The following is a 24,153-nucleotide window of genomic DNA, read 5'->3' on the forward strand; positions in this document are numbered from 1 at the left end:
TCTACTGGCAACATTATGGAACTATTACAGTCTTTTTCGACCCTGACCTGGATAATCATCGGGGTCATCGTACTGCTCATGATTTACTTTCATGGCCCAGTCTATTCAGCTCATACCGCAAACTATTCGCCCAGTATTCTGACCAGTGTCGGGATTTTCGGAACTTTCTTAGGGGTGGCGCTCGGCTTGAGTGAGTTTAATACCGGTGCTGTTGAAGACAGTGTTCCAGAGCTACTGGAAGGACTTAAAACCGCATTCTGGACGTCCATTGCCGGTCTTTTAGGGGCGTTGTCGATTAAGTTCCGTTACGCGGTTGCCAGCATGCGGGTTCGGGCTCATCGAGAGTCCAAAATGACGGCGACCATGGACGATCTGGCCTGGCATCTAGAGCGCATTGCGAATGCAGTTGCGACTGACGACAAAGAGGATCAGCAGAACTGGCTACAATGGCGTGATCAGTTTCTTGAGCAGCAACGCGAACAGCATTCGCAGGTCTTGTCGGCATTGACGACCTATCAACAGGACATGACAGAAGCGAACACCGCGGCCCTGGAAAAAGCCATTACGCATGTCATGAAAGAGTTTAATACCCGTATTGAAGAGCAGTATGGAGACAACTTTAAGCGATTAAACGATGCCGTGGGTCGGATGCTGACCTGGCAGGAAGACAACAAAACCCAAATAGAATCGCTCCTGGAAGCAAATGAGCGCAGTGCGAAGTCTTCTGTCGTTGCCGCAGAGTCTTTTGAGCGCTTGATCACGCAGACACGCTCATTTACGTCGGTTGCCGAAGACATGGAAACCCTGTTAAGTGCGCTGCAAAGCCAGTCCGAAAATCTGCGGGAGTATCTTACAACGTTCAGCACTCTGATCGTCGATGCTCAGAAGGGGCTGCCTCAGTTGGAAGATCGGATCATGCTATTGACCAAGGGGCTTCAGGAAACCGTTGAGGGGCAATCACAACAAATGCGAACTCTGCTGGAGTCCACCGCTGAGGGTATTCAGCAAACATCCGGCCGGGTCAGTGAGTTGCTCATAGAAGGAACCGAGAAATCTCAGCAGGTGATGGGCGAGCAGTTGACGTCTCTGCTCAGCCAGAATGAAAAGCAGCTCAAGCAACTGGAAGCAGGGATGGAAGCCGAGCTGTCTAAAGCGTTAACCACCTTTGGTTATCAGCTGACGGCGCTGTCCGAAAAATTTGTTAACGACTATATGCCACTGACCGATCGGTTGCAGGATTTGATTCGAATGGCCGAGTCCGACAAATGAGAAACGACGAAGAGCATATTGAACAGGAAGAGCACTGGGTCTCCGTCAGCGATTTAATGGCCGGGCTGATGATGGTGTTTTTGCTGGTTGCCATCGTGTTCATGGTCAATGCTGAAATTGAACGGAACAAAATCCGCGATGTGGCTGTACTCTACGATAAGCTCAGAACGCAACTCTATCAGGATCTGGTCAACGAGTTTGAACCTGACCTGCAAACCTGGGGGGCGGAAATCAATCCGGATCTGAGTATACGCTTTGGGCGACCTGAACTGATTTTTGACAAAGGTGAAAATGATCTGAAGGATGAGTTTGAAGTCATTCTGAGCGACTTTTTCCCCAGATATTTGAATATTATTGCGTCTGAAAAGTACCGAGAAGACATCGCTGAAGTCAGAATCGAAGGCCATACCTCCAGTGGCTGGGTTAGCCGTGGAGAGGATGAGGCGTACATCCTGAACATGGGGCTCAGTCAAGCCCGCACGCGCTCAACGCTGGAGTTTCTACTGCAACTGCCTGCTGTCCAGGCAGAGAAGGCTTGGCTTAAAGAACACATGACAGCGAATGGCCTGTCGTCGTCAAAGCCCATTCTGCAAACAAGTGGTGAAGAAGACAGCGAGCGTTCACGGCGGGTTGAGTTTCGGTTGCGAACTGACGCGGAAAGCCGTATTGCGACTATATTGGACCGATATCGCTGATGAAACTACCCGATTTTATGACGTTCGCACCCTTCAATGCGATGCGGGAAAAAATAGGTACCGACGCACTGGGGTACTTTGAACTTTTTGATCCAACTTTTCATCTGACGGGTCAGGAGCGTTCCGACCTGGCAAGAACAGGGATTCGTGTCGACTCGCACCAGTTGAGTCGGTTACTGGACTTTACTCTGGTATACAAAAACAGCCGGGTCTTGGTCAAAGACCACAACCGGTATCACCTTTGTGTCTGCGCTTCTTTCCCGGGCGAGCAGGGTACATTTCAAATTTCTACCAGTGAAAAGGTGTTCGACGGCAAGCCATCGGTGTGCGGCGATTGTCTGCAAACGCTACATTTCAAAGGGTATGATGCAACAAAAGCCAGAAAAGAAGCCTACAGTGAGCAGGTGCGGGAGCGATTTAAGTTGCCAGATTATTGGGCCATCTATACGCAGTATCCGATTTCCGAGAAAAGAGATAAACGACGCGGACTGAAAGACTGACCGCTGTGATGTATTGTTCACAATCGACCCTAATACTGAGCGGCAAAATCGGCTTGGAGAGACCAAAGATTATGACGTTAATGAAACACCTGTCGACCATAGTGCTGTTTATGTTACTGACCGGTTGTGCCACAACAAAGCTGCCCTCTAACCTTTCAGGGGCGATTCTCAACAGCGACGATTTACAGACCGTTAAAGAAGGGTTACCAAGTTATCTGTTGATGGTGGACGCCCTCACTGAAACCTATCCGAAGAGCGCTTCAATGCAATTGACCGCGTCCTCTTTAAACGGCGCCTATGCGGGTGTGTTTGTGCCTGACGATCAGCAAGCACGTCGTAAGAAGTTGGCGGAAAAAGCGTTAGAGCACGCTTTTCAGGCGTTTTGCTTACACGATTCAAAAGCCTGTGGTATGGCGGAATGGGAACTCGATCGACTATCCAATGAGCTGCCGCAATGGGATCGCGAAGCTGACCTGCCTTATTTATACGCCGTAGGTTCTTCCTGGGCGGGGTACATTCAGGCGAACTCCGATGACTGGTTGGCGATAGCGCAACTTGGCCAGGCAGAAGCTGTACTCAAGCAAGTAGTGTCGATCGCACCGAATCACGAAAAGGGCACCGCTCAACTGTATCTCGGTGTTATGAACAGCATTTTACCGCCCAGTCTTGGCGGGAAACCAGACATTGCGAGAGGGTATTACGAACGGGCAATTGAGGCAGGGGAGCAACAGAACCTGATCATCTACGTGTACTATGCGAGTAACTTTGCCCGATTGCTCTTTGATAAGGCGCTTCATGATCGGCTTTTAGAAGAAGCCCTGGCGCTAGATCCTTATGTCGATGGTTACACACTGCAGAATGTCTATGCTCAGGAGCAGGCAAGGGCGTTGCTGGCGTCGTCAGATTCGTATTTTTAAGGTGAACAACATGAGATTAGTGCTCCTGTTAATGGTGCTGTTGAGTTCCTCAGTTTCGGCAACGGTTCTGAAAATTGCCACTGAATATCCAGATGGAAACGCCGTCTTAAAGGAACTGCGTGAGGCGGGTGAGCGTATTGCAACCGCGACTGATCAACGGGTCACGCTTAAGTTCTACCCTGGCGGTGTTATGGGCGATGGCCGCTCGGTGCAAAGAAAGATCCGTATTGGCCAGTTGCAGGGGGCTTTTATTCACAGTGGCGCGCTGGCCGCCACCTATCCGGACTCACAGGTGTTAAATGCTCCTCTGTTGTTCCGCGATTTTTCCGAGGTGGATGCTGTTCGGCAACAGTTCGATGCTGAATTGGTTCAGGGGTTTCGGGACAGTGGTTGGATCACCTTTGGTTTGGTAGAGGGCGGCTTTGCTTATGCCATGACCAATGAGCCGGTCGATGATCTCCAAACGTTGCGAGAACAAAAACTCTGGTTGCCGGCCAATGATCCTTTTTCAGCCAAAATTGCCAAGGCGTTTAATATCAATCCGATCGCACTGAACATTTCAGACGTGCTTACGGCTTTGCAGACCGGAGCGATTAACGCGTTGGTGGCTCCGCCTGTCGGTGCCATAACGTTGCAATGGTACAGTCGGGTCGATTATCTGACGGACGCGCCGTTCATGTATACCTACGGGCTCATTGCGTTATCAGAGCGAGCCTTACAACCTCTCAGCGAGGATGATCTTGCCGTGGTAACGCAGGAGCTCACCCAAGCCACCGAGAGTCTGGATGCACTGGCGCGAACAGATAATCGCAAAGCCTTTGAAGCGTTAACAAGCCTGGGCTTGACCATTACCTCGTTAGACGACGAAGCCCGTCGCCAGATCGAAGCAGAAGCGGGCGAAGCCATCGATGTGTTAATTGATTCCGGTGAGTTTGATCGTGGTCTTTACCAGCGTATTACCGATTTGTTGAATCAGGTTCGTCAGTCACCATGAAATCACTGTTCATCGCAATATCACGTTCTTGGGCCTGGGCTGAGCGACTGGCGTTGGTGGGGGTCTTACTGTTGATGATGCTGTTCGCAGTTCTTCAGGTTGTACTTCGAAATGTGTTCGATACCAGCCTTTTCTGGATTGATCCGCTCAATCGATTGCTGGTGCTCTGGGTTGCCTTATTGGGCGCGATGGTCGCAACGCGGGAACGAGAGCACATTTCAGTGGACTTGCTGAAGCATTACTTAACCGGGCGACCCCTGATCATCGTCACGTCACTGACCGAAGGGTTTGCGGCCTGTGCCTGCGCAATCATGGCGTGGCATTCCGGTCGATTTGTCTATTTTGAGTATCTGGATGGCATGCAAACCTTTTCCGGTTTGCCGGCTTGGCCGTTTGAACTGATTATGCCGATTGGCTTTGCTGTGATGGCTTTGCGATTCGCTGGGTCTGCATTGACCTTGCCTTGGAAGGGGCTGTCATGAACAGTTTGATGATTGCCCTGATTGTAATTGCTGCGGTGCTCGGGGCGCCGCTTTTTGTCATCATTCTCAGCAGTGCCGGTGCGGGCTTTTGGTCATCCGGCATAGATCTGATGGTTTTGCCAATCGAGTTATATCGTCTCACAGAAAATACTCTGTTGATTGCTTTGCCATTGTTTACCTTCGCTGGTTATTTACTCAGTGAGAGTCGAACGGCGGACCGCCTGGTAAACCTTTCACAGGCCGCATTTGGCTGGTTGCCAGGAGGCATGGTCCTGATCGTTCTGTTGGCGAGTGCATTTTTTACCATGCTGACCGGTGGCTCCGGGGTCACGATTGTCGCCTTGGGTGCCTTACTGTTGCCAGCGTTAAAGCAGGCCGGTTATCAGGATCGATTCTCGTTGGGGCTGGTAACAACCTCAGGAAGTCTGGGGTTATTGCTGCCGCCTGCGATTCCGCTGATCCTGTACGGTATCGTGGCCCAACAGATGGATGTGGCGAACGTTGATATCCAGGATCTTTTCATTGCCGGGTTCATCCCGGCTCTGTTGATGATTTTATCTTTGTGGCTCTATGCCCTTTGGGTGCACCGACATCAAAAGTTACCATTAACTTCGTTTGAAATGAGCAAAGTACTTCAGCACCTCAATGTGTCGAAGTGGGAGTTGGCCATTCCGTTGATTGTTTTAGGCGGGATATTGGGCGGTTGGTTGGTGATCTCGGATATTGCCGCGATTACGGCGTTGTATGTGTTGATTATTGAAGTGTTTGTCTATCGGGAAGTCAGAATCAAAGATTTACCGCGCATCGCCGCTGAGTCGATGAAAATGGTGGGCGGTATTCTCCTGATTCTGGGTGTTGCATTAGCCTTTACCAACTTTCTCGTTGATATGCAGGTTCCGGCCAAAGTATTTGAGCTGGTACAGGCAAACATTGATAGTCGTTGGGCGTTTCTGCTGTGCTTGAACATCGGGTTACTGCTGTTAGGTGCGATTCTGGATATTTTTGCCGCCCTGATTATCATTGTGCCGCTGATTTTGCCGATCGCGATGGAGTATGGTATCGATCCGGTGCATCTGGGGATTATTTTTGTCGCGAACATGCAGATAGGCTATTTCACCCCACCGGTTGGGATGAACCTGTTTATTGCCAGTTATCGGTTTAAGCGATCAATTGCCGAGCTGTACCGGGCAACCTGGCCAATGATGATTGTCTTGTTAGCGGTGGTATTGCTGATCACCTATTGGCCAGCAATGGTGCTGGTTTTTGTAGACTAAAAAATAGCGCAATAAAAGTAAGCTAAATGTTTGACTTCATTGGGAAAATCGATAAAATGCGCCTCACTTTTTGACAAGCAGTCTCTATGACTGACCTGCAAGAAGGTGCCGAAAGGCAGTAGTATTAAGCATTATGGGTGTGTAGCTCAGCTGGGAGAGCATCGCCCTTACAAGGCGAGGGTCAGCGGTTCGATCCCGTTCACACCCACCATAATGCGGAGCGGTAGTTCAGTTGGTTAGAATACCGGCCTGTCACGCCGGGGGTCGCGAGTTCGAGTCTCGTCCGTTCCGCCACTTTCACCTCAGTATTGAGGTCGATCAGGGAGTTTCAGCCTGATCACGCGACCAAGCAAAAGCTATGTCGCGAGCCGGAATGCCGGGCCATCGCGTCCCGTTCGTTCTGCTACTTTACCCAAGTCTAAAGGGTCGCTGAGAAGCGTACTATCTTGCCGTGGAGCGGTAGTTCAGTTGGTTAGAATACCGGCCTGTCACGCCGGGGGTCGCGAGTTCGAGTCTCGTCCGTTCCGCCACTTTCTCTCAAGGATAAAGAGGGCGTTGAGTAAACGTAAAATCAGCATTATGGGTGTGTAGCTCAGCTGGGAGAGCATCGCCCTTACAAGGCGAGGGTCAGCGGTTCGATCCCGTTCACACCCACCATAATGCGGAGCGGTAGTTCAGTTGGTTAGAATACCGGCCTGTCACGCCGGGGGTCGCGAGTTCGAGTCTCGTCCGTTCCGCCACTTTCTCTCAAGGATAAAGAGGGCGTTGAGTAAACGTAAAATCAGCATTATGGGTGTGTAGCTCAGCTGGGAGAGCATCGCCCTTACAAGGCGAGGGTCAGCGGTTCGATCCCGTTCACACCCACCATAATGCGGAGCGGTAGTTCAGTTGGTTAGAATACCGGCCTGTCACGCCGGGGGTCGCGAGTTCGAGTCTCGTCCGTTCCGCCACTTTCACCTCATTTATGAGGTTGGTCAGGGAGTTCAGCCTGATTGTTCGTCAGCAGTAATCTCCAACGCCATGTTTCTTTGATTGCTTTTTCTGCGGCTGTCTATCAGCTTAAATGCTGCCCCTGAGTTCTTCTCCTTCATTCATACCATATCAGCTTAAAGCCTCAAATGGCTTGCAGGGCATGCAATGGCTCGACCTGTGTTCGGTTGAGTTCTTCGGTTGCTGGTGTTGTTCTGTCAGGCCTCTTCACCTTAGCAATCCATCGGATAGGTCGTTCGTCCATAGTGAACTGAAAGTGGTTGTTGAACGGATATTTACTCTAGGCTGGTGGAATTTGATCCTGCGCATAGCAATAATGAATGCTGTGGAGTAAAAGGCAAACTATGTCACATTCTGACACTTTAGTGTTCTCATGCTTATTAACTGCTGAGCAATTCACAGTTGATTTAGCACAGTTTGAATAGAATACCGGCGTGTCCAGGTAATAACTATAAGCGCATTGAGGCGGCCTATGTCATCGAGGAAGAGTAAAGAGTTGTTTGAAGCCATCTGTTTCTTTGGTCGGAAATCGATCGTGAAACAAATGCGTTATTCCGAGTTTGAAGCGGTCCTCGATGGTGTTGTTGGCGTTACTGAGCTTGCAAACAAAGAAGTCCAAGCGGCGTATGTGAAAATTACATCGGGTCTGAAAATACACAGCGTTGTGACCTTTAACATTGAGTTCAATGCGAATGGCTTTGCCGATGAAGACTGGAACATCCCATTACGTCACCTGGCTGATAACGCCGGCCCTGGCCCTGATCTGGGGGCGGGTCCCATTCGCTTGGCCTGTCGAAGTCAATGCTCTGTGTCTTGGTATCAACGAGAGCTTTGGGAGCCCAATCAGCGTGATATCAATCATTTTCAATTATTAAAAGAAGCCGTTGCCGGCAACAAGCTCGGGCTGATCAAGGATGAGGACGACTTTGCACAGGAACCACCAGTTATTCACGCGGCCGAGGCTGAAGTTCCCCTGATGTCTGAAACCGTTGAGGTCCCGACACTGGATGTTCCTGTTGTGGGCAATGATGATGAAGTGCGTCAGAAGCTGGAAGCTCAGGCTGCTGAGTTCCAGAAAAAGGTCGACCTGTTGATCAGTCGTCAAAAACAGACGCTGCAGGGGCTCGAAGAAAAGTATCGAGATGAAATCGATCAGGTAAAGCGTGCTATGCGCAATGAAGCTCAGAGCTACCGTCATCGGGCTCAGGAGCTTGAACAGCAGTCTAACCAGAATCGTGTGTTGCTGGAAAAGCTGCAGTCCAGAAACACCAAACTTGAGCGTGAGCAGATTCAGTTACGAGAACAGGCCGAGAGTCAAAAAGATCAATATGATCAGTTAAAAGATGAGTACCTGACGTTACTGAGGAATCAGAACAAAGCAGAAGATGAAAAAACTCAGGAAGTTATTCATCTGAAAGAAGAGCTGACAGCCAAATCAGTTGAAATGGAAGAGTTGGCGGAAGATATCGCCTCGCTAAGAGTGCAAAATGCCGAACTCACCGAAAAAGTGGGTGGATATCAACAGCAGGTTCACGATGCCAATAGCTCAAATACTACAGAAATGGCAGAGCTGAACAACACTCTCGAAGAAAAGCAGAACGAAATTGCGCAGTTGCGTGCGCAGATTCTGGGTTTGCAGTCAGAGAAAGAACGATTCCAATCTCAGGTCACCAGTCTGAAAACAGAATCTGATCGAAATGATAAAACTTCTGCTGAACAGGAAGCCCGCAATCAATCGTTGCTCGAATCTCTGAAGACCACCGAGTTTAAAGTTCAGGAGTTGACGCAGTCGGTGCGTAAGTTAACGGCTGAAAACGAGCGATTGGCAGAAGAGCTGTCAGAAGCAGAAGATAACGCGGTTGACTCGAACGATCTCTTTTCGAAAATGGAACAGCTGGAGTTGGTGTTCGTTGCTTATCACCCGGGGGCCGGGCACATCAGCTTGCCGGCCCGTCAGCTGGAAGATTATTTAGAGAAACCGCTGGCCGTGGCGGCGCAAAAATGCGCGGTAACCCTGGAGCACTACAAGGCCTGGTTGGTACATCACGACAGCCCTGAGTGCGAAGAATGCGGTGTGCCCGTGAAGCGAGTGGATACGCCTTCTGACTTCCAGCCGGGGATCAGCAATCACTGTGTTAAACACCGCGTTGCTGGCGGAAACATAGCAATGTTTCGCAAGTCCAGCTAACCGAATCGTTGTTCCCTCACCCGAAAGCCCCTTCAGATGATTTGCTCTCGAAGGGGCTGGTATTTCCTGAAACACTCCCTTTAACAGACTGGCCCGGTCGACCAGGACTGCAGATTCTCCGTGGAGATTTACTGAATCCGGTTGTATCCGGTAACAAGCTGTTCAAGCTGAGGCCATTGCTTCAGCAAGCCACGAAACAAAAGGCGTCCACATTGATTTCGGTCGGCGGCCGGTATTCAAACCACTTACATGCGTTGAGCTGGGCCGCTCGTGCAACGGGTCTGGCGTCGGTAGGGTTGGTGCGTGGTTTTCCGGAACAGGAGTTGACCCCAACATTAGCGGATTGTCAGCGATGGGGCATGCAGCTTGAATTTTTGCCCCCTAAAGATTATCAGGAACGTCATAAAACCGAGTTTTGGCAAACTTGGACCTCACGTTTTCCTGAGAGCTTTGCAATCGAAGAGGGCGGCTGGTCAGAACAAGCCATCAAAGGGTCGTCGCAGTGGTGGCAGTATTTACCGTCAGATATTGATTGCGTTGTCTGTGCAGTAGGCTCGGGCGCAACATTGGCAGGCTTGTTACGGGCGGCACCTCAGGGGGTTCGGGTGGTCGGTGTCCCTGTTTATCGAGATCCTCAGCATTATCAGTCACTGGTTATGCGGCTCATGGAAATGAGCATTGCTACAGAGCCACTCGAGCTTTTAGTGCCCCAGGCGGATCGGGGGTTTGGTAAGTTGACCACTGAGCAGCAGGCGTTCAGAGTTTTGTTTACCGAGACTACTGGGGTGTCGACAGACCCGGTGTATACGTCGAAAGTGGTGCATGCCGTCGATCAATGGTGGCACGAGTCTGAAGCGCTTCGACGTTGGCGAACGGTTGTTATTCACACCGGCGGGCTGCAGGGAAATCGTTCTTAGTTTCAGTACAACCTCATTTCGATTAGTGAGGCTTATTTCTGTCAGACCGCGAATGAGTCATTTGGGTTTTCAACGTGAGTAAGCGATAACCAGGCACTCCAAGTGAGCATCTGCGCCGAAGGGGCGGGTCTCTTCAGTACACTAGCTGAAGGCGAAGGCTGGCTCGTGATATACTGCGGGTTTTCCTCAACAGACAGAACAGATGGCTAAAATTAACTGGTTCCCTGGTCATATGGCCAAAGCTCGCCGGCAGATCAGTGAGATCATTCCAAAAATTGATGTGGTAATTGAAGTACTGGATGCTCGCATCCCCTTGTCCAGTATGAACCCGATCCTGACCAAGGTACGGCGGGACAAGCCGGTACTGCGTTTGTTGAGTAAGTCCGATCTGGCCGATCCCGAAGTGACTGAAAAGTGGCAGCGGCATCTTGAGCAAGAGCGTCATATCCGTGTCGTTCCCATGGTTATGAGCAATCGAAAGCAGTTGGCTAAAGTGACCGATTATTGCCGGGAGTTGGTGCCTAATCGGGGAACAGTGGGCAAACCGGTGCGTTCGGTTGTCGTTGGTATTCCGAATGTGGGTAAGTCGACATTAATTAACGGTCTCGCCGGGAAAAAAATTGCTCGCGTCGGTGATGAGCCGGCCGTTACCCGAAATCAACAAAAAATTCAGTTAGCGCAGGATTTCACTCTGATGGATACGCCGGGAATCATGTGGCCCTCACCGGACAGCGAAGTGGGTGGGTATCGGCTGGCAGCCAGCGGTGCCATTCGGGATACGGCCGTTGAGTATGAAGACATCGCTTTGTTTACTGTGGATTATCTGGCGCAGCGCTACCCTGAGGCGTTGATGGCAAGATACAAACTGTCTGAAGTTGCCGATACGGCCATGGATACCATGGCAATGATCGCCAGAAAGCGTGCCTGTGTTCGGGGTAAAGAAGTCGACTGGCATCGGGTGAGCGAAGTTGTGCTGAAAGATTTTCGCTCTGGCGCATTGGGCCGGATCAGTCTGGAAGAACCCGATCGGGAAGTACCTTATCGCGATCTGGAGGCGGACTGACTCAGCAGTGCCATCAGGCTGTTATGGGTTACTGAGACTCCGGATATGCAGTTCCGCGCTGTCAGCCAGCGACTTAAGGTCATAGCCACCTTCCAGCATGGAGACAATGCGGCCCTGGCAGTGGCTGTCGGCAAAGTGTTTCAGCTCTTCTGTTAACCAGTAATAGTCGTCTGTCTGCCAGTTAATCTGCCCCATCGGGTCATTGGTATGAGCATCAAACCCTGCTGAGATAAACAGCATTTCTGGTTGGTGCTCAATCAAGGCGGGAAGCCATTCGTTTTGCCAGGCCTCTTTCACATCTCGGAAGTCTGAAAACGCAACCATCGGTGTCAGCAGTATGTGAGGGTGCTCAAGCGCCCAATGTTTGTTAGGGTAGAAAGGGTGCTGGAAGCTCGTACAAATCATCACCTCAGGACGGTTTTCATACATTTCGATGGTGCCGTTGCATTGGTGGACGTCGAAATCAATGATGGCCACGCGAGAAAGCTTGTGGTGCTTGAGAGCGTGTTCAGCGGCAACGGCAATGTTGTTGAAAAAGCAAAATCCCATCGTTACGTTGGGTTCGGCATGATGTCCAGGTGGACGAACGGCACAGAATGCCCGGTTAAACGCCCCGTTCATAATACCGTCAACGGCCTGAATGCCGGCACCTGCGGCCAGATAGCTGGCTTCATAGGTGTAAGGCCCCATCAGGGTGTCTGGATCGGCCTGAATCAGACCATACTTGGGGTTGATACGGTCCAGTTGATCTACGTAAGTGCTGTGGTGCACCCGAAGAATCTGCGATTTAGTGGCCTGAAAGGCTTTCAGGGGCAGGAGTTGCTCCATCAAACCCGACTCAATCAACCGTTCGCGAATGATTTCCGTCCGCCGTGGTGACTCAGGATGGTCTTCACCCATGTCATGCAGTTCGCAATGCTCATGATAAATAAATGCGGTTTTCGTCATCGTTGATGCAGGCCATTGAATTCACAGGCATTATAGGTCTAGAGTATTTCGAATACATCCCGACTTTGGTGTAAACATGCCCGACCTGAGTTCATTTTTTGCTCCAAAGGCGATCGCTGTTGTCGGTGCTTCCGAGCGCGAAAGCAGTATGGGGGGCCTGGTTCTTCAGAATCTGCGCAGTTCATCTTTTGAGCATCCGATATTTGCTGTCAACCTGAAAGGTTACGATCAGGTTTTCGGTTATCCCTGTGTTCGTTATCTGCGCGAAATTGAAACCCAGGTCGATCTGGCCATTCTCTGTGTCCCTCCCGAAGTGATCCCCCGTGTTTTACGACAGATGGGGCGATTGAACATTCGCGCTGCCCTGATTCTGACAGGTGGACTGGCTCGTCAGTTAAATTTTAATCCGGCTATGAACACCAAGATCGGAGAACTTGCCCGCGAACTCGGCATACGACTCATGGGACCAAACTGTCTGGGCATTCTGGTGCCAGATCATCACATGAACGCCAGCTATACCCACCTCGATGCGCTACCGGGCTCTGCTGCATACATCGGCCATTCCGCTGCACTTGGGTCCGCACTGCTGGACTGGGCGGGCGCCCGGGGCATTGGCTTTTCTCATTTTTTGACATTGGGCGCGAGCGCTGATATCCGGATTTCCGATGTCGTTGATAATCTGGCTGCAGACCGGCGGGTTAAGGCCATTCTTATTCATCTGGAGCAGATCCGTGATGCCAATCGATTGCTAACCGCACTCAGGGCCGCATCACGTTCCAAAAAAGTACTGGCACTGCGCACCCATTCAACCGATGCACTGCCGAACGGTGTCACTGATATTCAGAAGATTGACGCTGAATTTTTCGCCCGAGCCGGGGTTTTGCAGGTTGATACCGTCGATGGGCTGTTTGGCGGATTGGAAATATTGTCCCGCTCAAAGCCACTGCATTTCCGTAATCTGGCCATTGTCAGTAACGGTATGGGCACCGCCATGCTTGCCCGTCAGAACCTGTTAAGACAATCGGGAGAGTTGGCCTCGCCGATCGAATCAGACTATATCAGGGCTCATACCTGGTACACCGAAGAGACCGGTGGCAATCCCGCAATTCTGCCGCCACAGTCGTCTGGTGATGATTATGTTGGGCTCTTACAGCAGTTAGAGCGACAACCCGGTCTTGGGGCTATTTTGGTCATCCACTCACCCAACCGTCGTTCAGATTCTACCTCGGTGGCGGAGACATTGCTTAAACACATTAAGCGCTCGCGTCGCCTGATTCTCACCTGTTTTCTGGGTGGATTGACGACCCAGGAAGCCCGGCGGATTTTTGATGGCCGTGGATTACTAAACTTTGATTCTCCAACGGAAGCGGTAAACGCCTATATAACACTTTCCAAGCACACTGAAGCTCAAGAGAAGCTGCGCGAAACACCGACAACCGATGCCCTGGACTTTCAACCAGATCATGACCAAGCCAAGCGTGTGATCTATCAGGCACGCCGGAACCGACGCGACTATCTGACCTGGCCGGAGTCTCGTTATCTTTTGAGAGCTTATGGCTTCACGCTGGTCGACAGTACGTTTGATACCGATTTTGAACGCCTGGTATCCCGATTGACGCCGCGCTTTTTTCCAGCCGCGCTGCGGATTGTGCATCAGACCTACAGTTACCCATTTGCTTATCAGAAAACGCCGGCGGCCCGATGGCGAGGTTCCAAGATTGAAATTGTTGATGAGGCGGCACTGCGCGTTGCACAGTCGGAACTGATTGAAGAGAAAAACCGCAGAATGCCGGACTCCCGCATCCTGGGTTGGGCGGTCCAGCCGATGCGGCGTAAAGTCGATGCGATGCAGTTCAGCTTGGGAATTACCCGGGATAATACCTATGGACCGCTGATCTTTTTCGGCGAGGGCGGTTCTCATGCCGATATGCTGGCGGATCGGCAGGTAGCCTTAGTGCCCATCAACTCATCGTTGGCGAAACAGATGATTCAGCGCTCACATGGGTATCAGGTACTGTTGGAACGCAGCCAGGATGTCGCCGGTGATATGAAGGTCCTGATACAGCATTGTGTCGCTTTGTCTCAAATGGTGATTGATAATCCGAGACTGTCCGGAGTTGAAGTAAATCTGTTACTGCAGAATGATGCGGAACCCATTGTGTTAGGCGCGGCAGCGTCCATTGGTGAAAAGCTCCGTCCGGCCTTGAATCCATACCCGGCGCATATGGAAGAAAAAGTGCTGTTGAAAAACGGCAAAACCATCATGATTCGTCCAATACGGGGTGAAGACGAGCCGGAACTCAAAGCCTTTTTTGGTCGCTTCAGTTCGGAAGAACTGCGCTTAAGGTTCTTCTACAGCCGTCTGAAGTTTGAGCATCTCGAGTTGGCGACTATGAGCCAGATTGATTACCGGCGGGAAATGGTTTTTGTCGCGATGTCCCAAGGACTGATGATCGGCGAAATGCGTCTCTGGTGGGACATTAATCGCAATGAGATTGAGTTTTCGATCATGGTGGCGCCACAAGCTCAGGGGACCGGGCTGGCTGGCAGGTTAATGGAAAAAACCTTCCGTTATGCTGAAAGCCTGAAAGTTCGTACCATTGTGGCGGATGTCTTGCCGGAAAATGCGCCAATGCTGGGGCTGGCTCGCCATTACGGCTTTGAATCCGTACATGAAGATGACATCATTCGGGTGACGAAAGAACTCTGATGGACGTTTCATGTTATACGAACTGGGTGCACACCGGATAGAACTGCCCGGGCAGGGCCCTGAACCGGGTCCGAACAGCCGTTACATCCTTTGGTACGAAGACCGAATCATCCTGAACGGTGATACCGTCGCTTGGGATGGGTCTCGACTCCCAGGAGAGGTGCATGAGTTGGAATTTGTGGCACTGTTGAACGGTCACGCCTATTTTACGGCGCGCCTTCGCAACTCTGATGAAACCTTGGACTCCTGCACTCTGCGCGATGTTGCTTACCTCGGGGAAACCCAGTTTATGTTGTGCGCGCGGGCAAGGGCTCATCTTGATTGGGTGAAACAGCATCGGTTTTGTGGCCAGTGTGGGCAACCGGTGACTCAGGTTGAAGGTGAGTTCGCCAAACAGTGTGAACCTTGCCGTTTGCGTTTCTATCCGCGCATATCGCCGTGCATCATCGTTTTGATTACCCGCGGTCGTGAGGTGTTATTGGCTCAGGGGGAAAAGCACAAGGAGCAGGGCTGGTACAGCACGCTGGCGGGCTTCATTGAATCCGGAGAGTCGGCTGAACAGGCGGTGATGCGAGAAGTTAAAGAAGAGGTGAACGTGGAGCTGCGCAACCTGCAGTACCTGAACAGTCAGGCGTGGCCATTTCCAAATCAGCTCATGCTCGGGTTTCAGGCGGAGTACGCCGGCGGCGAGATCGTACCAGCGGTCGGTGAAATTGCCGATGCCCGCTGGTTTGATATTGATGATCTGCCCAAGATCCCACCGACGATCTCAATCGCAGGATGGATGATTCGTCGGTATCAGCAACTCATGGCAAACAGTTGATTACTTTTCGTGGGAATGCTGTTTAGCGTCCTTACGCAGGAAATACACAACACCACCAAAGAACGCCACCATCAGCCCAACGACGGCCAGCCCGGAAAAAACTACGGCATCCATATACATAAAAAAACCTCTCTTAGACAGAATCTCCACACAATTCAGTGTAGTAATCGGTCTTGGAGAGGTTTTGATCTGAATCAGGAAAGAAGCACTGATCGAGCGATTGGTTGATCAGTTGCTTGACTTATCCGGCTTCAACGCCCAACTCAATACGTTCACATTCTGCCAGCGAAGCAATGTTGGTCAGTTCATCGAAGTTACTGATCACAATGTCTTTCGCACTACCGGTGGCTTCGAGAAGTCCTTGCTTCTGGAAGCGAGTGAAAACACGGCTGACGGTTTCAACGGCCAGACCCAGATAGTTGGCGATGTCTGCACGAGACATGGTCAGACGAAAAGAGGTTCCGGAAAAGCCGCGTCGTTTGAATCGGGCTGCCAGATTGATCAGAAAAGATGCGATGCGTTCTTCTGCACTTTTCTTGCTCAGCAACAGCATCATCTGCTGTTCTTCACGTAGCTCTTTGCTCATCAGACGCATCAACTGGCGACGCAGTTCCGGCATTTTACCGGACAGTTCATCTAAACGGTCAACTGGGATTTCGCAGACATTCGTCGTTTCCAGCGCTTTGGCAGATGCCGGGTAAGTAATGGAGTCGTAGCTTTCCAACCCGACGAGCTCACTGGCCAGATGGAAGCCGGTAATTTGTTCTTCACCTTCGTTAGTCAGAGTGTAAGTCTTGACTGTTCCAGTACGTACTGCGAAAACCGATTTGAATTCGTCGCCCTGGTAAAACAGGTGCTCACCTTTCTGCACCGGACGTCCTCGCTTGATGATGGCATCCAGCGCATCCATATCATCATGCGACAATGCCAGAGGTAAGCACAAAGGGTGCAGGCTGCAGTTTTTACAGGCTGTGGTGAGTGCCATTCAAAGACTCCAAACAAACTGAATATTGATAGATATCAATCATACATTAAATTGTCGTTTGATCTACCTCAAATGTATCATTGCCATTGAGTTCCGACTCCTCTGGAACCCAGGTGTTGACTACCGTTGAAGCAAGCGGTGAGTATTCACTTACATCATTCATTGGCGTCATAGGAATGGCGCTGATTTCCAGCGATTCGAAGTCATAAAGAGACCGATCCGCCAATTGTGAGGGGGACACATGCCCGATCGCTCGGAAAATATTTTCAATACGGCCTGGAAATTGCTTCTCCCATTCACGACACATCGCTTTAATGTTCTGCCGTTGCAGGTTTTCCTGTGAGCCACAAAGATTACAGGGAATGATCGGGTAGTTCTTAAGCCGAGCGAACTCTTCGATATCTGATTCCCGGCAATAGGCGAGCGGGCGAATCAGGATATTGGACTTTGAATCGCTCAACAGCTTGGGTGGCATCGCCTTGAGTTTGCCACCGTAAAACATGTTCAGGAAAAGTGTTTCGATAATGTCATCGCGGTGATGACCAAGGGCTACCTTGTTGGCGCCAATCTGGTCCGCGAAGGCATAAATTGTGGAGCGACGCAGACGCGAACAGATTCCGCAGGTGGTTTTGCCCTCAGGGACCGTTTCCTGAACGATACTGTAAGTGTCGCGTTCAAGGATATGAAACGGAACGCCGACGGATTTTAAGTACTCCGGGAGGATGTGTTCAGGAAAGCCCGGTTGTTTCTGATCGAGATTAACCGCGATCAGCTCAAAGTTGACCGGTGCACTTTTCTGCAAACTCATGAGAATGTCCAGCATGGTAAAGGAATCTTTGCCGCCAGACAGGCAGACCATGATACGGTCGCCTTCTTCGATCATGTTGTAATCAGCGATTGCGCGGCCAGCTTCCCGCCGGAGTCGCTTCTGTAACTTGTTAAACTCGAGTTTTTCTTTTCCGGAAAGTGACGCGGTCATTCTTAAATGTCAGTTGGTGATAAATTCGGCGCGTTTTGTACCACGGCTGTCACAGACAGTAAATAAACTTTATGTGAACAGTTGCAGCCTTAACTGGTCGATGTTCTGAACGACGGTAAGCTCTGACGTTTGGTTCATATGGCACCAACGCTGTGTGAGTTGTGGGAACTCGATGTCCTGAACGGATTCGCTGCCCGGTATCAGCAGATGTGCGGCGATGGCAGTGGCATAACAGGGGTTCAGAATCAGTTCCTGATCCGGATCTCGTAAAAAGCGGTGTTGACTGGCCAGTCCGCGAACCCGGCTGGCCAGGTCAGGATTGGTTGCCAGTTGCTCGTCCCAGATACGACGGTGCTGTTGGCGGCTGATTTGATAAATGCCAAAGCCATCACTGACAGGCAATTGAGGGGACAGGGCAATCGCGGTCAGGCAGAGCGCGAGTTCCGGGTGGTAAAGGGAGAGCTCCTTCAGTGTCGGAGTCACAACCTGATGATGAAATGTCTCTGGTGAATAGAGCATGGCGGACCTCTGCAAACAACTGTTGCCGCCATTTTGACAGCGGCAACTGAATACAGAGTGAACAGCAAGAAACGATCCAGCCGATGCTTATGTGACCCAGGCAAATGGGTGTTTACTGTTCGGAGTAGGCTTGGCGTTGGTTCAGCAAATCCGGGAGGTGGGTGGCCAGAATCCGGTCAATATCCGGCAGGCGCTCGGTCCGGTTCAGCGGCCGGGGGTATTGTGGGTCGTGGCGGTCATCGACAAGACATTGCCAGAGTTCCGTAGTCTCGGTAAACCGCTGGGTGAACTCCACACCAAAGTTAAGGCAGCCGTTGAGGATGACGTCGAGATAGCTTTGCATAATCGGACGAGCGGCTGATGGTTCGCCGGTGTCGTTGCCGACATAAGCCCAGAGCGTGCCACCTGTCGGCAGTGATTGCTCGCTCAGAGGACTGACCTGGTTCCAGGGCAGTTGAATACGCTGATAACCTTGTTCGCGCTCGTCAAAGTTTTTCAGATTTTCAGCATCGACCGCGAAATAAACCCCGTTGCATCGATGCATTGGGCTGTCATGGGCGCTGACCGCCGTTGCCGGCCATTCAGGTGAATGCATAGACCAGCGTCGCTGGATACCCTGTACTTCCACCGGACAGGCATCCGATGTAACGCCGGTCCGGCTGCGACTATCCTGGCAGATCAGGCTGCCGTATCCAAAAATATAGTGTGTTGGCATGGGTTACCTCATGATTGACGACACGGCGTCGTGAAAAATGATGAGCGCCATGATAATCATCATGCCGGCCAGTAACCAGCGAATGGCAGACTTTGCCAGCCAGGCGCGCAAGGTGGTGGCCAACAGCGTAGCGCCAATCATTGCGGGAAACGTCCCGAGACCAAAACTGAGCATGCTGATCATAGACTGGCCGACGGTCGGTTGCGCCAGACTGAACGTTAGGGCGGTGTAGACCAGTCCGCACGGGATAAAGCCCCAAAAATAACCTAACAGCAGAGCGGTACCTGGGTGACGCACTGGCATCAGGCGTTTGGCAACCGGTTGGGAAAGGGCCCAGATGGGCTTGCCGATGACTTCAATACGGGTGATCAGGTGGCTGAGACCTGAAAGGTACAGTGCCGTCAATACCAACAATAGTGAAGATATTAGTTTCATAGCTGGAAACGTCTGCTCTGGCAGCATGGACGCTAAAGAACCGAAAATCAGGGCCAGCGTTGCATAACTACCGATTCTGCCGATGTTATATAAAATCGAGTACGCCGCAGATTTCGCTTGCAAGCCCGCAGCTAATACGATGCCGCCGCACATGCCAAGACAGTGACCGGCCGAAACCAAACCGAGAAGAAAAGCAGCCGAGTATTCAGTCAGCATCGTCGTCACGATGTTTTTTGGTGGGAATCATGTCGTCGTCATCATCAAACAGTATGCGATGCGCCGGACTGTCGAGATCATCGTACTGCCCGTTACGAACGGACCACCAGAACAACAGACCGGAGACCACCAGTAAGAACAGTGTGACCGGAATAAGCAATAAAAGGATGTCCATTAAATTTTTCTTAGCCTCAGAGCATTACCGACAACAAACAGTGAACTGAGCGACATTCCGATGGCTGCTTGCCACGGGGTGACCCAGCCAAACGCGGCCAGCGGAAGCGCAATGACATTGTACAACAGGGCCCAACTCAGATTCTGCCGTATTATCCGATGGGTTTTCCGGGCCGTTAGGACGGCTTTACTCAAAACCTGTAAATCCTGAGTCAGCATCAGGACGTCGGCCTGCGACTTAGTCAGATCCGTAGCGTTAAGCATGGCAATCGACAGGTCGGCATGGGCCAAGAGAGGCGCATCATTCAGTCCGTCACCAATCACTGCCAGATGACGGGCCTCAGGAAACTGTTCCACCCAACGGACCTTATCCTCCGGAGTGCAACCCTGATGGAACTCGCCATTCAATCCTAAGCGCTGGATATCGTTTCGGAGGTTATTGCTGTGATCACCGGTGAGTACATGGCAACGGATTTTTGATGAGTTGAGTGAGTTAAGCATCAAAGGAACCGTTGGGCGTAATCGATCGTTCAGGGTCAGTCGCGCAATCAGTTCGTCGTTCAGGGTCAATCTGAGTGAGGTGCCTTCTTGAACCGTCGATGCGTGATCCCGGTCTTGACCTAAAAACCAGCGGCCCTCCGGGCTGTTGGCCATGACGCCCTGGCCGGGTAGGTTTTCTGGGTCTGATAAGCGGATGGCGTGTACGTCAGATGGTACTTCAGAAAACGCCTCAGCAATAGGATGTTCGCTGTTTGCTTCCAAAGCAGCACAAAGACTCATCAACGTTTCGCGAGAAAAATGTCGTTGTTCAGCCGCGGATGTGAGTTCGACATCGGTCACATAAAAGCGCCCTTCAGTCAGAGTACCGGTTTTATCAAACGCGATATCGGTTAAGCGACTGAGGCGCTCCAAAGCATAGCCACGGGTAATCACAAAGCCGTGTCGCTTCAGAGAGAGCGTAGCTTGTGCCAATGCTGTCGGGGTGGCCAACGACAGTGCGCAGGGGCAGGTAACCACCAGAACGCTGATGACAATCCAAAATGCCCGGTCGGGGTCGATCCATAACCAAATCAGCCCGATCATCCCTGCGATGATGAGCGTTGACCAGATGAACTGTCGGGCTCCCTGATCGATCAGAACTGCTAGGCGGGACTTGTCTGCTGACCCTCGTTCAATCAGAGCCGTCAACAGGTTATAGGAATGTCGTTCGCGAGTGACCCGGATATCGACGCGCTGGAAGCGGTTAGTTGTGCCGGCTGAGATGGTATCTCCGATGCGTTTATCGATGGGCTTGAACTCACCGGTAAAACTGGATTCGTCGAACTGACTCTGTCCGTCGACGACGATGCCGTCAAAGGGGCTGGTCTCGCCCGGCATCAGGCGGATGACATCATCGTTTGCGATGTCACTGAGGGGGGCTTCGCTGACACCCTGACGATCGACGCGCCGGCACATTTGTGGCATCAGTGTGTTGGTCAGCTGGCTCTCGCGTGTGGCCTGCGTCCGGGCCCGGAACTCCAGGAATCGGCTTAGAACCAAAAAGAACGTAAACATATTGACCGATTCGTAATACACCTCGCCATGACCGGTAAAAGTAGCGTAGCAAGAGGCACCAAATGCACTGAGAATGGCCAGACTGACGCTGACATCCATCGACATATGGCGCTGTCGAAGGCTGTTGAGCGCTGAAGTGAAAAATGGCCAGGCCGAAACAAAAATAACCGGCAGGGTCAGAAACAGGCTGGTCCACCACAGCCAGAGTTCGTGTTGTTCTGAAATACTGCCGGAATACAGCGCCACTGCGTTCATCATGGCCTGCATCATCCCAATGCCGGCAATGCCTAAGCGCAGGATATACTGACGTTGGGTCCGGGCTCTTATTTTTTCTTCCTCATCGGGCAGGAAAGGGCTGGCTTTGTAGCCGATGAGGAAAATCGATTGCATGATTTCCGACAGCTTGTTCTGTTCCGGATCCCAGTTCAATGAAAGCCGATGCGTGCTCGCGTTGACATGAGCCTGTTGCACGCCAGGGAGTTGTTGCAGTCTTTTTTCGATCAACCAGGAACAGGCTGAGCAGCTGATACCCTCAATAGAGAGTACGCAGGCCTGAGTGTCGTTTTCGGCCGATTGTACAAATGATTGTTGCACATCAGCCCGGTCATAAAGAGCCAGGGTGCTGAGGCCGGATTGGCGGCTTTCCAGTGCTTCAACAGGGTGTTGGTCCGGAGTGTAGAACCGATAGTAATCACCTAGACCGGCATCAAGAATGGTTTTCGCAGCGGACCGGCAGCCGGTGCAGCAGAAGTGAAGGGTTTGGTCTTCAACGGTCAGCGTAAGTGGCTTATCCGGATTCGGTAAGCCACAGTGATAGCAGGACGCCGGGTTCATTCGGGTTTTGGCAGCAAGACCAGTGGTTGCGTGGGAGGAACAGTCACATCCGTTGCATGCAGACGCCATTCCTGTTCGACGTTCAGAGGGTGCAACTGAAGATGGCGGTTTCCGGCAACTGTGTCAGGGAGTGTGCCAACGTACTCCCCTAGGCCGCGATGCTGAAGGTTGACCGTGACGTCGTAGTCGTCATTGGTTGGAAAAATAATCAACAGTTCCATGAGTTCCGGAAGTGGTGACAGCTCACCTGAAAGCGCAACCCGAATGGTCTGATCTTGCCAGTGAACGTCGCCCTGAAGGTTCATATTCCGGGCAAACGCATCTTCTTCGTAACGAACGGCATAACCTTTACCATCACGGTAAAAATTGTCGACTACCACCCCATCATGCGTGGTTACGGCTTTGTAAAGCAGGTAGAAGCTGGCTAAAACCAGAATGCCCAGCGGTACCAGCATGAACCAGAGCCAAAACTGTTTGTACCATGGGCCTTCATCGAACTCGTGTTGGGACACCTTACTCTCCAATCGTGTTTAAAAATTTGCCGGACCGAAAAAACGACTCTCTTCGGTTGATGTCAATCGATCGTCTGAATCGCTGCTGATCGTGAAATCAATCTTATTGGTTGGTAGTGTATTCTTCTCTTCCGGCAGCAGCAAAATGGTGGGAAGTGTGGCAGATTCGCCACCGTCGACCGTTATTTCGGTCGGGCTGTTGAACTCAAGTCCCTCAAGACCTGAAACACTGACGTTAAACGTATGGGCTTCGTCGGTCATGTTGGCTATTTTCAGCAGATAGTTATTCTGGATCAGTCCATTGGCTGTCATCTGATGCAGTGCACCACGATCGCGAATGATGTCCAGCTCAATCGGTACCCGTGAGATCAGAACAATAGTAAATGCAACGATCATCGCAGTAAGAACAGCAGCGTAGCCGATCAATCTCGGGCGGAACAGGTGCGTTTTCTTACCTTCGAGCGCATTTTCAGTGGTGTAGCGTACCAGACCCTTTGGATAGCCCATCTTTTCCATGACGCTGTCGCAGGCATCGACGCACGCGGCACAGCCAATGCACTCGTATTGCAGTCCGTCGCGGATATCGATTCCGGTAGGGCAGACCTGAACGCAGAGATCACAGTCAATACAGTCACCCAGGCCCAAGGAGGCCGGCTCCACACCACGCTTTCGTGCGCCACGGGGTTCGCCTCGTTTGGCGTCATAGCTGACAATCAACGTATCACGGTCAAACATGACCGATTGAAAACGAGCATAGGGACACATGTAGATGCACACCTGTTCACGCAACCAACCAGCATTTCCATAGGTTGCCAGCGTGAAAAATGCGATCCAGAAAATGGCCCAACCGTGCGCCTGAAACTGAACCAGGTCCGGAATCAGTTGTTTCACTGGTGTAAAGTAGCCGACGAAAGTGATTGCTGTTGCTAGCGCGACCAACACCCAAAGCGCGTGCTTAGCGGCTTTGCGGGCAACTTTTTCAATGGTGAAATTTTGTTTGTCCAGCTTGATCCGTGCGTTCCGTTTGCCTTCGGTTTTTTCCTCGATGTACATGAATATCCATGTCCAGGCACTCTGTGGACAGGTATAGCCGCACCAGACCCGCCCGGCGAAGACGGTAATAAAAAACAGTGCAAAGGCGGAAATGATCAACGCCCAAGACAGCAGGATAAAATCCTGTGGCCAGAAGGTAATGCCGAAGATATGAAACTGACGGGATGGAAGATCAAACAGGACGGCTTGTTGGCCATCCCAATCCAGCCACAAAATACCGAAGTAAGCGGCAAAAAGAACTAAACCACCAAAGAATCGAAAGTTGCGAAACACACCTTTGATACGGCGGACATAAATTTTATCGCGAGACTGGTACAGGTCCGTTGCAATAACCTGTTCGTTATTTGAATCAGAAGGCTGGGACATGAGAAGACCACTGCATTTAGTTATTCAAAAACAGGTATTTT

Annotated in this window: 23 protein-coding genes and 7 tRNA genes; 19 read left to right on the plus strand and 11 right to left on the minus strand. The window is 51.3% G+C overall.

Features of this window, described 5'->3' with window-relative positions:
* Nucleotides 1–15 precede the first annotated feature (15 nt).
* The 17 genes from MED297_RS04155 to ylqF all read left to right on the plus strand — a co-directional run bounded on the left by MED297_RS04155 (nt 16) and on the right by ylqF (nt 11,289).
* Complete coding sequence (locus MED297_RS04155; protein ID WP_040556440.1) at nt 16–1,269, plus strand: hypothetical protein; 1,254 nt, start codon at nt 16–18, stop codon at nt 1,267–1,269.
* A complete protein-coding gene (locus MED297_RS04160; protein WP_008042637.1) occupies nt 1,266–1,964 on the plus strand; it encodes an OmpA/MotB family protein in 699 nt (232 codons plus the stop codon). Before MED297_RS04155 ends, MED297_RS04160 begins: the two co-directional genes overlap by 4 nt.
* Complete coding sequence (locus MED297_RS04165; RefSeq protein ID WP_008042638.1) at nt 1,964–2,464, plus strand: hypothetical protein; 501 nt, start codon at nt 1,964–1,966, stop codon at nt 2,462–2,464. The genes MED297_RS04160 and MED297_RS04165 overlap by 1 nt, the downstream gene beginning before the upstream one ends.
* A 71-nt stretch (nt 2,465–2,535) precedes the next feature.
* On the plus strand, nt 2,536–3,381 hold the full coding sequence (locus MED297_RS04170; protein WP_161599269.1) for a TRAP transporter TatT component family protein: 846 nt from the start codon (nt 2,536–2,538) through the stop codon (nt 3,379–3,381).
* 10 nt (nt 3,382–3,391) lie between these two features.
* Nucleotides 3,392–4,375: a TRAP transporter substrate-binding protein DctP gene (gene dctP, locus MED297_RS04175; RefSeq protein WP_040556441.1), complete on the plus strand. Its 984-nt coding sequence runs from the start codon at nt 3,392–3,394 to the stop codon at nt 4,373–4,375.
* Entirely contained in the window at nt 4,372–4,857 is a 486-nt protein-coding gene (locus MED297_RS04180) for a TRAP transporter small permease (protein WP_008042641.1), read from the plus strand. Before dctP ends, MED297_RS04180 begins: the two co-directional genes overlap by 4 nt.
* On the plus strand, nt 4,854–6,131 hold the full coding sequence (locus MED297_RS04185; RefSeq protein WP_008042642.1) for a TRAP transporter large permease: 1,278 nt from the start codon (nt 4,854–4,856) through the stop codon (nt 6,129–6,131). Before MED297_RS04180 ends, MED297_RS04185 begins: the two co-directional genes overlap by 4 nt.
* A 135-nt stretch (nt 6,132–6,266) precedes the next feature.
* Nucleotides 6,267–6,342 (plus strand) — tRNA-Val (locus tag MED297_RS04190).
* Nucleotides 6,343–6,348: 6 nt separating this feature from the next.
* A tRNA-Asp gene (locus MED297_RS04195) sits at nt 6,349–6,425 on the plus strand.
* 159 nt (nt 6,426–6,584) lie between these two features.
* A tRNA-Asp gene (locus MED297_RS04200) sits at nt 6,585–6,661 on the plus strand.
* 51 nt (nt 6,662–6,712) lie between these two features.
* Nucleotides 6,713–6,788: transfer RNA gene (locus tag MED297_RS04205), tRNA-Val, on the plus strand.
* A 6-nt stretch (nt 6,789–6,794) separates the two neighbouring features.
* Nucleotides 6,795–6,871 (plus strand) — tRNA-Asp (locus MED297_RS04210).
* A 51-nt stretch (nt 6,872–6,922) separates the two neighbouring features.
* A tRNA-Val gene (locus MED297_RS04215) sits at nt 6,923–6,998 on the plus strand.
* A 6-nt stretch (nt 6,999–7,004) separates the two neighbouring features.
* Nucleotides 7,005–7,081, plus strand: a tRNA-Asp gene (locus MED297_RS04220).
* 512 nt (nt 7,082–7,593) lie between these two features.
* Entirely contained in the window at nt 7,594–9,309 is a 1,716-nt protein-coding gene (locus tag MED297_RS21050) for a coiled-coil domain-containing protein (RefSeq protein ID WP_050762858.1), read from the plus strand.
* 41 nt (nt 9,310–9,350) lie between these two features.
* Nucleotides 9,351–10,226, plus strand: a complete 876-nt coding sequence (locus tag MED297_RS21055) for a 1-aminocyclopropane-1-carboxylate deaminase/D-cysteine desulfhydrase (protein ID WP_008042644.1) — start codon at nt 9,351–9,353, stop codon at nt 10,224–10,226.
* Between the two features lie 202 nt (nt 10,227–10,428).
* Complete coding sequence (gene ylqF / locus MED297_RS04235) at nt 10,429–11,289, plus strand: ribosome biogenesis GTPase YlqF (RefSeq protein ID WP_008042645.1); 861 nt, start codon at nt 10,429–10,431, stop codon at nt 11,287–11,289.
* Between the two features lie 21 nt (nt 11,290–11,310).
* On the opposite strand, the gene MED297_RS04240 is transcribed toward ylqF, so the two are convergent.
* Nucleotides 11,311–12,237, minus strand: a complete 927-nt coding sequence (locus MED297_RS04240; RefSeq protein WP_008042647.1) for a histone deacetylase family protein — start codon at nt 12,235–12,237, stop codon at nt 11,311–11,313.
* Nucleotides 12,238–12,313: 76 nt separating this feature from the next.
* Between MED297_RS04240 and MED297_RS04245 the strand changes: the two genes are divergently transcribed.
* Complete coding sequence (locus tag MED297_RS04245; protein ID WP_008042650.1) at nt 12,314–14,947, plus strand: bifunctional acetate--CoA ligase family protein/GNAT family N-acetyltransferase; 2,634 nt, start codon at nt 12,314–12,316, stop codon at nt 14,945–14,947.
* A gap of 10 nt (nt 14,948–14,957) precedes the next feature.
* Nucleotides 14,958–15,770 (plus strand): NAD(+) diphosphatase, encoded by an 813-nt coding sequence (gene nudC / locus MED297_RS04250; protein WP_008042652.1) that lies wholly within the window; start codon nt 14,958–14,960, stop codon nt 15,768–15,770.
* On the opposite strand, the gene ccoM is transcribed toward nudC, so the two are convergent.
* The 10 genes from ccoM to ccoG all read right to left on the minus strand — a co-directional run bounded on the left by ccoM (nt 15,771) and on the right by ccoG (nt 24,112).
* Entirely contained in the window at nt 15,771–15,890 is a 120-nt protein-coding gene (gene ccoM / locus MED297_RS22680) for a cytochrome c oxidase subunit CcoM (protein ID WP_008042654.1), read from the minus strand. It lies immediately after the preceding gene.
* Between the two features lie 121 nt (nt 15,891–16,011).
* Entirely contained in the window at nt 16,012–16,755 is a 744-nt protein-coding gene (gene fnr, locus MED297_RS04255; RefSeq protein WP_050762860.1) for a fumarate/nitrate reduction transcriptional regulator Fnr, read from the minus strand.
* Nucleotides 16,756–16,801: 46 nt separating this feature from the next.
* The gene (ttcA, locus tag MED297_RS04260) at nt 16,802–17,734 is read right to left on the minus strand and encodes a tRNA 2-thiocytidine(32) synthetase TtcA (protein WP_008042658.1); all 933 of its coding nucleotides are present in this window, start codon (nt 17,732–17,734) and stop codon (nt 16,802–16,804) included.
* Between the two features lie 69 nt (nt 17,735–17,803).
* Nucleotides 17,804–18,253: a hypothetical protein gene (locus MED297_RS04265; RefSeq protein ID WP_008042659.1), complete on the minus strand. Its 450-nt coding sequence runs from the start codon at nt 18,251–18,253 to the stop codon at nt 17,804–17,806.
* Between the two features lie 112 nt (nt 18,254–18,365).
* On the minus strand, nt 18,366–18,968 hold the full coding sequence (locus MED297_RS04270; protein ID WP_008042661.1) for a gamma-glutamylcyclotransferase family protein: 603 nt from the start codon (nt 18,966–18,968) through the stop codon (nt 18,366–18,368).
* A gap of 3 nt (nt 18,969–18,971) precedes the next feature.
* Nucleotides 18,972–19,619: a sulfite exporter TauE/SafE family protein gene (locus tag MED297_RS04275; RefSeq protein WP_008042662.1), complete on the minus strand. Its 648-nt coding sequence runs from the start codon at nt 19,617–19,619 to the stop codon at nt 18,972–18,974.
* Entirely contained in the window at nt 19,609–19,794 is a 186-nt protein-coding gene (gene ccoS, locus MED297_RS04280; RefSeq protein WP_008042663.1) for a cbb3-type cytochrome oxidase assembly protein CcoS, read from the minus strand. Before ccoS ends, MED297_RS04275 begins: the two co-directional genes overlap by 11 nt.
* Nucleotides 19,794–22,181, minus strand: coding sequence for a heavy metal translocating P-type ATPase (locus tag MED297_RS04285; RefSeq protein ID WP_008042664.1), 2,388 nt, complete (start codon nt 22,179–22,181; stop codon nt 19,794–19,796). Before MED297_RS04285 ends, ccoS begins: the two co-directional genes overlap by 1 nt.
* A complete protein-coding gene (locus MED297_RS04290; RefSeq protein ID WP_008042665.1) occupies nt 22,178–22,693 on the minus strand; it encodes a FixH family protein in 516 nt (171 codons plus the stop codon). The genes MED297_RS04285 and MED297_RS04290 overlap by 4 nt, the downstream gene beginning before the upstream one ends.
* Nucleotides 22,694–22,711: 18 nt before the next feature.
* Nucleotides 22,712–24,112, minus strand: coding sequence for a cytochrome c oxidase accessory protein CcoG (gene ccoG, locus MED297_RS04295; RefSeq protein ID WP_008042666.1), 1,401 nt, complete (start codon nt 24,110–24,112; stop codon nt 22,712–22,714).
* Nucleotides 24,113–24,153: the final 41 nt, after the last annotated feature.

Origin of the sequence: Reinekea blandensis MED297 (assembly GCF_000153185.1) — a bacterium.
Lineage (GTDB): Bacteria > Pseudomonadota > Gammaproteobacteria > Pseudomonadales > Natronospirillaceae > Reinekea > Reinekea blandensis.

Excerpts from the sequence above, each read along its gene's own strand:
- MED297_RS04185 (WP_008042642.1), top strand. The coding sequence starts at position 4,854 with ATGAACAGTTTGATGATTGCCCTGATTGTAATTGCTGCGGTGCTCGGG.
- ylqF (WP_008042645.1), top strand. The coding sequence starts at position 10,429 with ATGGCTAAAATTAACTGGTTCCCTGGTCATATGGCCAAAGCTCGCCGG.
- ccoM (WP_008042654.1), bottom strand. The coding sequence starts at position 15,890 with ATGTATATGGATGCCGTAGTTTTTTCCGGGCTGGCCGTCGTTGGGCTG.
- MED297_RS04245 (WP_008042650.1), top strand. The coding sequence starts at position 12,314 with ATGCCCGACCTGAGTTCATTTTTTGCTCCAAAGGCGATCGCTGTTGTC.
- MED297_RS04240 (WP_008042647.1), bottom strand. The coding sequence starts at position 12,237 with ATGACGAAAACCGCATTTATTTATCATGAGCATTGCGAACTGCATGAC.
- MED297_RS04265 (WP_008042659.1), bottom strand. The coding sequence starts at position 18,253 with ATGCTCTATTCACCAGAGACATTTCATCATCAGGTTGTGACTCCGACA.
- ccoG (WP_008042666.1), bottom strand. The coding sequence starts at position 24,112 with ATGTCCCAGCCTTCTGATTCAAATAACGAACAGGTTATTGCAACGGAC.
- ttcA (WP_008042658.1), bottom strand. The coding sequence starts at position 17,734 with ATGACCGCGTCACTTTCCGGAAAAGAAAAACTCGAGTTTAACAAGTTA.
- MED297_RS04180 (WP_008042641.1), top strand. The coding sequence starts at position 4,372 with ATGAAATCACTGTTCATCGCAATATCACGTTCTTGGGCCTGGGCTGAG.
- nudC (WP_008042652.1), top strand. The coding sequence starts at position 14,958 with ATGTTATACGAACTGGGTGCACACCGGATAGAACTGCCCGGGCAGGGC.
- MED297_RS04170 (WP_161599269.1), top strand. The coding sequence starts at position 2,536 with ATGACGTTAATGAAACACCTGTCGACCATAGTGCTGTTTATGTTACTG.
- MED297_RS04155 (WP_040556440.1), top strand. The coding sequence starts at position 16 with ATGGAACTATTACAGTCTTTTTCGACCCTGACCTGGATAATCATCGGG.
- MED297_RS04165 (WP_008042638.1), top strand. The coding sequence starts at position 1,964 with ATGAAACTACCCGATTTTATGACGTTCGCACCCTTCAATGCGATGCGG.
- MED297_RS04270 (WP_008042661.1), bottom strand. The coding sequence starts at position 18,968 with ATGCCAACACACTATATTTTTGGATACGGCAGCCTGATCTGCCAGGAT.
- MED297_RS04160 (WP_008042637.1), top strand. The coding sequence starts at position 1,266 with ATGAGAAACGACGAAGAGCATATTGAACAGGAAGAGCACTGGGTCTCC.
- dctP (WP_040556441.1), top strand. The coding sequence starts at position 3,392 with ATGAGATTAGTGCTCCTGTTAATGGTGCTGTTGAGTTCCTCAGTTTCG.
- ccoS (WP_008042663.1), bottom strand. The coding sequence starts at position 19,794 with ATGGACATCCTTTTATTGCTTATTCCGGTCACACTGTTCTTACTGGTG.
- fnr (WP_050762860.1), bottom strand. The coding sequence starts at position 16,755 with ATGGCACTCACCACAGCCTGTAAAAACTGCAGCCTGCACCCTTTGTGC.
- MED297_RS21050 (WP_050762858.1), top strand. The coding sequence starts at position 7,594 with ATGTCATCGAGGAAGAGTAAAGAGTTGTTTGAAGCCATCTGTTTCTTT.
- MED297_RS04285 (WP_008042664.1), bottom strand. The coding sequence starts at position 22,181 with ATGAACCCGGCGTCCTGCTATCACTGTGGCTTACCGAATCCGGATAAG.
- MED297_RS04275 (WP_008042662.1), bottom strand. The coding sequence starts at position 19,619 with ATGCTGACTGAATACTCGGCTGCTTTTCTTCTCGGTTTGGTTTCGGCC.